6 protein-coding genes, 1 tRNA gene and 1 pseudogene are annotated in these 9245 nt (G+C 64.4%); 3 read left to right on the top strand and 5 right to left on the bottom strand.

The window, feature by feature from the left end; translation table 11 throughout:
- Positions 1 to 208: 208 nt before the first annotated feature.
- Positions 209 to 673: a GatB/YqeY domain-containing protein gene (locus tag AOK17_RS37380; RefSeq protein WP_055617054.1), complete on the bottom strand. Its 465-nt coding sequence runs from the start codon at positions 671 to 673 to the stop codon at positions 209 to 211.
- A gap of 153 nt (positions 674 to 826) precedes the next feature.
- Between AOK17_RS37380 and AOK17_RS37375 the strand changes: the two genes are divergently transcribed.
- From AOK17_RS37375 to AOK17_RS37365, 3 genes are all read left to right on the top strand, one after another.
- Positions 827 to 1759 (top strand): metallophosphoesterase, encoded by a 933-nt coding sequence (locus AOK17_RS37375; RefSeq protein ID WP_055617053.1) that lies wholly within the window; start codon positions 827 to 829, stop codon positions 1757 to 1759.
- Between the two features lie 205 nt (positions 1760 to 1964).
- On the top strand, positions 1965 to 2768 hold the full coding sequence (locus tag AOK17_RS37370) for a Pr6Pr family membrane protein (RefSeq protein ID WP_107102594.1): 804 nt from the start codon (positions 1965 to 1967) through the stop codon (positions 2766 to 2768).
- Positions 2769 to 2819: 51 nt separating this feature from the next.
- Positions 2820 to 2893: transfer RNA gene (locus tag AOK17_RS37365), tRNA-Pro, on the top strand.
- 121 nt (positions 2894 to 3014) lie between these two features.
- On the opposite strand, the pseudogene AOK17_RS37360 reads toward AOK17_RS37365, so the two are convergent.
- The 4 genes and pseudogenes from AOK17_RS37360 to AOK17_RS37345 all read right to left on the bottom strand — a co-directional run.
- Positions 3015 to 3614, bottom strand: a pseudogene (locus AOK17_RS37360) (LacI family DNA-binding transcriptional regulator); the annotation flags it as partial.
- 117 nt (positions 3615 to 3731) lie between these two features.
- Positions 3732 to 6755, bottom strand: a complete 3024-nt coding sequence (locus tag AOK17_RS50360; protein WP_157881479.1) for an XRE family transcriptional regulator — start codon at positions 6753 to 6755, stop codon at positions 3732 to 3734.
- Positions 6756 to 7430: 675 nt separating this feature from the next.
- Positions 7431 to 8435 carry an SMP-30/gluconolactonase/LRE family protein gene (locus tag AOK17_RS37350; RefSeq protein WP_055617050.1) on the bottom strand — a complete coding sequence of 335 codons (1005 nt, stop codon included), beginning with the start codon at positions 8433 to 8435 and terminating at the stop codon, positions 7431 to 7433.
- A 140-nt stretch (positions 8436 to 8575) separates the two neighbouring features.
- On the bottom strand, positions 8576 to 9245 hold a 670-nt coding region (locus tag AOK17_RS37345; protein WP_107102593.1), incomplete at its 5' end, for a TIGR03943 family putative permease subunit.

The following is a 9245-nucleotide window of genomic DNA, read 5'->3' as shown; positions in this document are numbered from 1 at the left end:
GAACTTTCCGTAGGCCGGGGGTGGGCCCGCGGCCCGGGGTTCGGTAGGCCCGGGGTTCCGTAGTCCGTAGTCAGTGGTTGTACGCCGATGGGGGCGCTCCTTGTGACAAGGGGCGCCCCCATCGGCGTGCGGCGTGCGGCTCTCTCGGCGGGGCCGTCTCGGCGGCGGCCCCGGACTCAGCCCACTCGGCCCGCGAGCAGTTGGTTGCTCAGCCCGCGAGCAGCTTCTTGACCACCCCGGCGACACGGCCGCCCTCGGCCAGGCCTGCCACCTTCGGGTTCACGATCTTCATGACCTGGCCCATGGCGCGCGGGCCCTCGGCACCGGCGGCCTTCGCCTCCTCGACCGCCTGCGCGACGATCTGCTGGAGCTCGTCGTCGGAGAGCTGCTTGGGCAGGTACTCGGCGAGGACCACGCCCTCCGCCTTCTCGCGCTCGGCCGACTCCGCGCGACCGCCCTGCGCGAAGGCCTCGGCCGCCTCGCGGCGCTTCTTCGCCTCCTTGGCGATCACCTTCTGCACCTCGTCGTCGGAGAGCTCGCGCTTGGACGTACCCGCGACCTCCTCCTTCTGGATGGCGGCGAGGGTCAGCCGGAGCGTCGAGGAGCGGAGCTCGTCGCGCTCCTTGATGGCGGCGTTGAGGTCTGCCTGCAGCTTCGACTTGAGCGTGGTCATGGGGTGATTGTCGCAGGTGTGGTGCGACCGCTGCCCATGGATTTCGGGCGCTCCCCTCGACGCGCCTCCGATGCTTCTCCGGCGCCCCTTCGATGCCGCTCCGCCGGTCCTCCGATGGTCTTACGAGTGTGTGGGGTCTGACACGATGGGCTCATGCGCGCGCGATACGGAGTACCTCTGGGAATCGCGGCGGCTGGCGCCGCCGGTCTGCTCTACTCGGCGGGTTTCGAAGCCCGCTCCTTCCGTCTGCGACGGGTGACGGTCCCGGTACTGCCGCCCGGGATGCGACCGCTGCGCGTGCTCCAGGTCTCCGACATCCACATGGTGAGCGGCCAGCGAAAGAAGCAGCGCTGGCTGCGGTCGCTGGCGGGGCTGCGTCCCGACTTCGTCATCAACACCGGGGACAACCTGTCCGACCCGGAGGGCGTGCCCGAGGTGATGGACGCCCTCGGTCCGCTGATGGAGTTCCCGGGCGCGTACGTCTTCGGCTCGAACGACTACTACGGGCCCAAACCCCGCAACCCCGCCCGCTACTTGCTCGAGAAGGCGCAGGGCAGGCACGGGCTGAACGGCAACGCGCCCGTCGTCGGCGTGATCCACAACCCGTGGGAGCCGCTGCGCGACGGCTTCGACGCGGCGGGCTGGCTGAACCTGACGAACGCCCGGGGTTCGCTGAAGATCGACGGCTTCGAGGTCGAGCTGACCGGGCTCGACGACCCGCACATCAAACGCGACCGCTACGCGCGCGTGGCCGGCGGCCCGTCCGACTCGGCCGACCTCTCGCTGGGCATCGTGCACGCCCCGTACCTGCGCACGCTCGACGCCTTCACCGCGGACGGCTACCCCCTGATCCTGGCCGGCCACACCCACGGCGGCCAGCTGTGCATCCCCTTCTACGGCGCCCTCATCACCAACTGCGACCTGGACACGGAGCGGGTGAAGGGCCTCTCCACGCACACGGAGACCGAGTCCGGGCGGACGGCGTACATGCACGTGTCGGCGGGCTGCGGCACGAACCGCTACACACCGGTACGGTTCGCGTGCCCGCCGGAGGCTACGTTGCTTACGTTGGTGGGTCGGGGCTGACGCCGTCGCGTCACGCGGAACCGGGGTAACGGGGCGGTCGCTGCTGCGCGGGAGGGAGCGGTCGGCGGTCGCTGCCGCGCGGGAAGGGCAGCGGGACGGACGCTGACGCGGGGAGTGGGCGAGGGTGCGAGGGTGCGAGAAGCAGCACCGCTCGACCGGTTCAACCCGCCTCGCCCCTTTTGTCCGACCCGCTTAACGTGAGGGGATGACCGCCCCTCTGCCCGCAGACATCCCGGACATACCCGTCCTCCCAGGCGTGGCCGCCAACGCCGCCGCCATCGTCCCCGTCGTCCCGGCGGACGCGGTGGTCCCCCGCGTCCGCCGCCCCCTGGTCGCCGCCTTCCGCCTCCTCGTCGCGCTGACGGCGACCGCGGGTGTGACCCTCGCGCTTGTCCTGGGCACACCGTCCCGGGTCATGAGCCACTTCACGATCCTGAGCAGCGTCGCGGTGGCCGCGGTGTTCACCGCCTCGGCCTGGCGGGCGTGGGCGGCCCGGCGCCCGCTACCACCGTCCGTCACCGCCGGCACGATGCTGTACGCGGTGGGCGCGGGCCTGGTCCAACACGTGATCCTGGCGAACGGTTCGAGCGCTTTCTCGATGACGGGCGGCATCGAAACGTCCACGGGCTGGCCGGCCCTCACGAACCAGCTCCTGCACACGGCGGTCCCGGTCATGGCCGTACTGGACTGGTTCCTGCTGACCCGCCCGGGCCCGCTGCGCCTCCACACCGCGGCCACCTGGCTGGTGCTGCCCGCCGCGTACCTGGCCTTCACCCTCGCCCGGGGCGCACTACTGCCTGCCGGCACCCAGGCCCGCTACCCGTACCCCTTCCTCGACGTCTCCCGACACGGCTACGTAGAGGTCCTCGGCAACGCCACCGTCTTGGGCCTCGCCTGCTACGCACTGGCCCTCCTCCTCGTCGCCCTCGACCACATCCGCCCCGTTCCACGCCGCCACCGACCCCCCGAAAACCGGATTTCGTCTCCGGCCACCGGTGGGCTAAAGTAAACGACGTCGCCACGAACAGGGCTCACTTGAGTGGCCTGCTCAAAGCGACATCGGGGTGTAGCGCAGCTTGGCAGCGCGCTTCGTTCGGGACGAAGAGGTCGTGGGTTCAAATCCCGCCACCCCGACAGTTGTAAGACCAGGTCAGGGGCTTGATCCGTGAGAACGGATCAAGCCCCTGAGTGGTTTCCAGGGCCCCTTGGGAGAAATCTGGGAGAAGATCTTGGAATTCCGTCTCCCAGACGGTTCCTACCGACGTGCTCTCAGACGCTCCTGCAAGAGGGCGTTGAGCACGGCCACCGGAGACGTGGGGCACATCGCCAACCGGGCATCGAGGGACGCCTCCCACTCCATGGTCAGGTTCGCCATGAGTTCATCGCGCATCTGCCGGGTGACGTGCGTGTAGCGGGCTTGGACCGAGCCGTCGATGTGCCCCATGCGCTCATCCATCAGCTTCGGCGGGGTGCGGAACCCCTCCATACGCGTCTTGTGCGTGTGGCGCAGCCCGTGAGGCGTGAGCCCCTTCGCGATCGGCACCCAGCAACTGTCTGCCCGAGCCTGTGCACCCCTCCCCCGCGCTGGGACACCGGGCCAGGGGTCGGCAAGGACGGGGACCGGTCGCGCTTCCTGGGGCGCCTTTTTCGGGTACCAGCCAGAAACGGCCGGGGTGAAGAGCCACGTGGCGAATCCGTTCCGTCGCCAGTGCTCGGCCTGGTCGACGGCTCCCTCACCGCGAGTGAAACCGAGAGCGTCGATGGCTTCCCGTACACGGACTCTGGTGGCTTCGGCTACGACGTCCGGCCGGTTGAGGACGTTGGACACGGTGCCTGTCGAGACGCCGGCACGTCTCATGCCTCGATAACGTTGACTTCTGAGCATTCGAGAGCGTTTAGCACTTCTACACATCCTTACCAGTTAAGGGAAGGAAGGGAAACAGCCTAAGTGGGTTAGCGGCCATACGGCCATCTACCCCTCAACATCCTCGCGAAGCTCTTGAACTGTCTTACGGATGACCGATAGGCGCGAACGAGGCACCCCAGAATTATCGGCGAGCTCTGATTCAATTTCTTCGAATTTAGAGAGCGCCTCAGCTGCCCCAATGCGCCCCATCTTGAGGAGGCAGCGCTGAACCAAAAAGCGAGAGAATATCACTTCTGCATGACTGTCACCGAATACCGTTATTTCAGCAGCCAAAACTTGCCCATATAGCCGCAGCGCCTCAGAAAAATCACCGTGCTTATACTGGTGATTCGCCAAGCAAGAAAGAACATCTCGAGTAGCCGCGTCTTCATTCCCGAGAATATCTACGTAAGCTGCCGCTACCTCCTGAAGCTCCTCACGCGCCTCAGTGCATCTGTCTTGATCTTCCAATGCATGTGCCAGACAATGACGCTCCCGAAGCACCAGCGAGTCTAGGGAGTCAACAGATTGCAGCCGAACCTCCAATACCGCGCGAATCTCTCGCTCAGCTTCAGCAGGTCGCTTGCATTTACGAAGTGCGTCGGCTCGCTTATGACGGGCCTGCAGTCCCGCTGCCCCAATAGGTGAGCGTCCTTCACCACTGCCATCAAACCACGGAATCAGATCGTCGAGCACATGGAGTGCATCAAATTCCTTCTTCTGACTCACAAGGTTATCCGCGAGGCACTTCATCATATCTCGATAGAGCTTTCCGCCCGCACCGTTAGACTCCTCCAACTCCGAGATAACCGACCTATATTCAGCCTCGGCTTCGTCAAAACGGTTTGCAGCATCTAGCGCATGCGCCATGTGATGCCGATTTTGCAATGACAGAAACTTATAGTCTTCTGGACTTTCGCTCCGCGTATGCTCAATCAGCGCGCGGTACTCATTATCAATCTCATGGGTTTCCTTCCCTCTCGCTCTCATTGCACCCACAACTGCACTATGCGTGAGCAATGTATACGGATCATCTGACCCAAGAACCCTTCGTCGAGCATTCAAGACGGCTCGGAGTTGTGCCTCCTCATCGGCGGCAGAAGTCAGACCATTCCTGCGACGGATTAGGGCCATATCGTGGCGGGTAATGAGCGTCTCCGGATGCTCCTCACCGAGAGACTCGATTTGAAGAGAGAGAATTTCTTCCCCTTCTGTAATCTTCTGCTCCTCCCCCAAAAGAGAGAGCATCACTCTGTGCCTGCTGGACAAACGAACCGGGTGGCTCTCACCCAGAGCAGAGCTACGCTGAAGCAACAAACCTGCTATCACGCCTGCCGTGTCGAACCCATTACTAAAAGCGTGATAGGCATACGCCGAAAGCCCTGCCCGCAATAGAGGGAGGAGTACCTCTGAATCCGGTGGGGCTACCCTCAGTGCAGCTACGATATGGGGGGAAATAAGTCGCCACCAATTCCAGTTCCGTGGAAATTCCGGAGCCCTCGAGGATCCTTTTTCAACAATCTTTGCCGTCGCCTGCCAAACAGCGTCACGTTCCTCTAGAGTGCTATCGCCAAGACGAAGAGCGTTTGCCTCCAACACGAGACGGTGGCTAACTAGGCACGGCGTAAGGTCGACCCTGGAGGATTGCGCCCCAGGAGTGACATCTACTACATCAATGAGACTCAAATCCACCAGAGCCTCCAGTGCGCGATCTGCGCGTTCCAGTTTCGATTCCACTTCCCGGCCTTCTCCCCAAATCAAGTTGGGGTCAAGGAGTTCGATTGGAAGCGGAGTGGGGGCAAAGCAGGAAAATATTCGCATGAGAGCACGGGCTTCGGGAAGACGCTGCTCATCCAGTAGGTCCAGAGATATCTCCCACGTTCGTCCAATCAAACGCCGATACGTGGTTTCCCTATCTGGATTATCTGAATTCCAGCGCTCATTCTGATCCAGGAAACCTGTTCCTGCTTCACCTAGTGCATCAATGTAGTCTGTAAAACTTCGCACCCTGCCAGACTGTTTTCCGTGACGCCGAAACAATCCGGCACCACGCGCTGACCGAGCGAGGTAGGAACCGGCAATCTTGAGCGCAAGCGGAAGTCCGTCGAGCCGTTCAGCAAGAAGTAGTGCCTCCGTAGGGTCCCCAGAATCGCCTGCGAGATCTAGCAAGACGTCTCGCCCATCTGAAGGATCCAAAGGGCCAATTCGGGATGCATCTGCCTCACTTCCCCAAACCCCTGGATTAGCGACCCTGGTAGTTACAAGAGTCATGCCTGCATGACTTGTACGCAACCAACCCGTCCCATCTCCTGGAACTCTCCCTCGTGAAGCAAGCCAGGCTGGTTCGTCCGCGTTATCAATGACCAGGAGCCAAGGTTGTTCAGCATCATCCAAATATCGCCATACCAAGTCAGTGGCGCTAACACGTCCACTCCACGCCGCATCGATGTCATTCTCAGGCGCACCAAGCTCGCGGGCGACCTCCCGCATGCCAGTGATTAGTCGATCCGGAGTGGACGCTGAGAGCCAAAATATTCGGTAACCGCGATCCCTGGCATTCCTCGCCAGGTGCAATGCGACCGCGGTCTTGCCGCAGCCCCCCAGACCGCAAATCACCTGCACTCGACTCTCACCCGCTGCCAGCCGCTCCTCAAGCAGTTCCAGCAGTTCGTCACGCCCGCGTAGGCGCGGTGGCAAATCACCGTAAGGTGCACGAATGGAGAAAGTGCTCAGATCAACTGGATTAACCGTGACGGGCCGATTTTGCTCTTCAGGTTGGTCTACGAGTCCGGCCGAATGCGCCGCCGCACGTTGTCGCACCAAGGATTCCTTGGCTGCCTGATGCATCTCGGCCCAGCCTTGGTTCGGCTGGACCTCGCACCCCCGCAGCAGCGCAGCCAACTTCTCCCAGGAAGGCACGCGCCGAGCAGTCAGCGCGTCGGAGACCGTTGTACGACCGACGCTTGTGGCGGCTGCGAGCTCTCGTACTCCCCCGTAACCCGCCCGCTCTGCGGCAACGCGAAGCCGCGCGGCGAGGTCTTGCGCCTCCTGCGGAGCCGTGCCATCGATCTGTCCGAAGCCAGCACCCACACGTCCTCCCCCGTCGTGTCAAACCAGGGTATGCCCGTGTCCGATGGGACGTCCTGCGGACAGCGGACAAACGTCAACATCGCAGGCTGTGGCTTGATCGTCCGGTCGTCGTCCGACGGCTGTACTGGACAGTGAAGGCCGCCTCTACACCGGAGTTAACGCGCAGAGGAGCGCTCAGACATCCGTGAAGGGACAGAACAGTGGCCGCGATTCAGTTTGTTCAGGAACACGTAACGGAGCTTTCGCTCATCGTCAGTTGGCTACGACTGATGCTTGACGTCGCACGCATCGCTGACGGCGGTCGTAGCTGCTGCCAGTGTTGCCAGAATGCGACCGGCCAGCCCGAGTAGGCCCTGCTGCCCCCGCAATCCTGGGAGAACGCTGGGAGAAGATCTTCTCCCAGCGGGACCCAGAAGCCCGGCGAGACCAACTTATCCCAACGACCTGACCTGGCCATGTGCCCTTCGGGTCAGGCATGGATCTCGCCCTGACCTTATTCGGGACGAAGAGGTCGTGGGTTCAAATCCCGCCACCCCGACAGCTGAGTAGCAGATCAGAGGGCCCTTACCGGGTAGGTAAGGGCCCTCTGGCGTTGCTGTGTGGCTAACGGAGCTGGGCAGGGGATCCTGCCAGCCCCCTGCCCCGTCCGTACGGGTACTCGTCCCGCCCTCCGCGTCAGATCGGGACCGCAACCCCCGTGAACGTCGTTTCCGGGGTCTGGGGGCTGGTGAAGCGGGCGTTGACGAGGTAGAGGCGGTTGCCGAAGCGGGCCGCGGTTGTGGGGACGTCGAAGCGGGGGTCCGTGATCGTGCCGGTCAGGGTGGCTGTCGTGGCCTTGGAGTCGAGGTGGAACACGCTGATGAGGTTCAGGCGGTTCTGGACCACGTACAGGGTGCGGCCTATGCGGTAGAGGCCGTCACCGTTGACTACGTTGGCCGCCCCGACGAGGGTGATCTTGATGGCGCGGCCCGTCCTGAGGTTCACGTTGTAGAGCTCGCCCGGGGTGCTCTTGACGACGATCAGGGCGCGGCCGTCGGGGGTGCCGACGATGCCGTTCGCGTTGTTGACGTCGGGGAGTTGGACCCAGTCGCCCGTGAGGGGGAGGGTTTTTACGGTTCCGGTTCGGCCTCGCGGTACTCCGTAGAGTGCGGCGGCGCGTGAGTCCGTGAACCAGGCTCGGTCGCCCAGGAGCGTGACGTCGTTGATGAAGTGGCCGGTCGGTTCCGACAGTTGGTGTGTTGCGACCACTTCGCCGGTGCGGGAGTCATGGGTACGCGCCACACCTGTGTTGCCCGCCACGTACAGGAGGCCGTCGTGGTCGAGCTTCAGGCCGACGGCTATCAGGCCGGTGCCGCCCGCGAAGAGGATGCCGCCTTCGCCGGTGCGCAGGTCGGTGCGGTAGATGGCGCCGTTGGCGCGCGAGCCCATGTACGCGTACGGCTTTCTGCCGATGGCTATGCCCTCGGGGAGGAAGCCGTTGGGGAGCGGGAACTCGGTCGGCCACGTGCCGCCGCCGGCGCCGCCGCCGGTGGTGGTCGCGGTCCTGGTGCCGGTGGCTGCGTTCGCCGTACCTGCGCCTGCGCCCGTCGCCACCGCGAACGCGGTGAGGGCGGCGCCGCCCAGGAGGGCGCGTCGGGAAGGGTGGGGGAGCGAGTGCGGGTGCGGGTGACTGCGGGTCATGGTTGCGGGCCTCCGGGAAGAGTGGGTGAGAGCCTTCAACTCGCCCATCCTGGCTCACAGTTGGCAGCCCCTCCCCCGTACGCCCGCTATCGACAGAGGATCGACAGCTTCCGGGGTGGCATGGACGGTGTGCGCCCGCGTCAGCCGTTCCAGCTCTCGTCGTACGGGTCTCGCGGCGCCTTGACCGGTTTCACCTCGGTGACGTCGAGGAACGGAATGATGCCGTCGTTCACCGGGTCCTTGGTCCGCTTGGCGGTGTACGTGCCGGTGACCTCCAGCCAGCTGTCCGGTCGCAGGACGGGAGGGATCCGGCCGGTCAGGCCGATCTTCACCGGCTGGGCGTCGGCGGCGCAGCAACTGAGTGCCATACGGACCAGGTACGGGGTGCCGTCGCGGTCCAGCGCCAGCAGGCCGGCGATCTTGATGTGCCGGTGGTCGAGGGAACGGCCGTGGTCGTACGCCGCCCGGCCCGCGTAGTCGACGAGGTTGAGCCTGATCGTTTCGCCGGCAGGGAGGTCGGCGAACCCCCAGGGCTGCTTCTGCAGGGCCGTGCCGGTTCGCATCGCGCTGTACGAGCCCAGGGCCGGCGGCGCCACGAGGATGAGGGCGAGGAGGGGGAGGACCAGGAGCCAGGAGATACGGGGTTCGTGATGAACGTGGGCATGGGCGTCGGCGTCGGCGTCGGTATGGGCTTGGCCATGAGGGGCTGCGAGGGTGCCGACTTGAGCCGGGGCGTCGGTGCGGGGCGAGGCCTCAGTCGCTATGTCGTCCCCGGCGGACGTACGCGCGGCCTGCCGCCCGTACCAGACC

Source organism: Streptomyces phaeochromogenes (assembly GCF_001418655.1).
In the GTDB taxonomy this organism is placed as follows: Bacteria; Actinomycetota; Actinomycetes; order Streptomycetales; family Streptomycetaceae; genus Streptomyces; species Streptomyces phaeochromogenes.
This window is presented reverse-complemented; position numbering and strand designations above follow the sequence as displayed.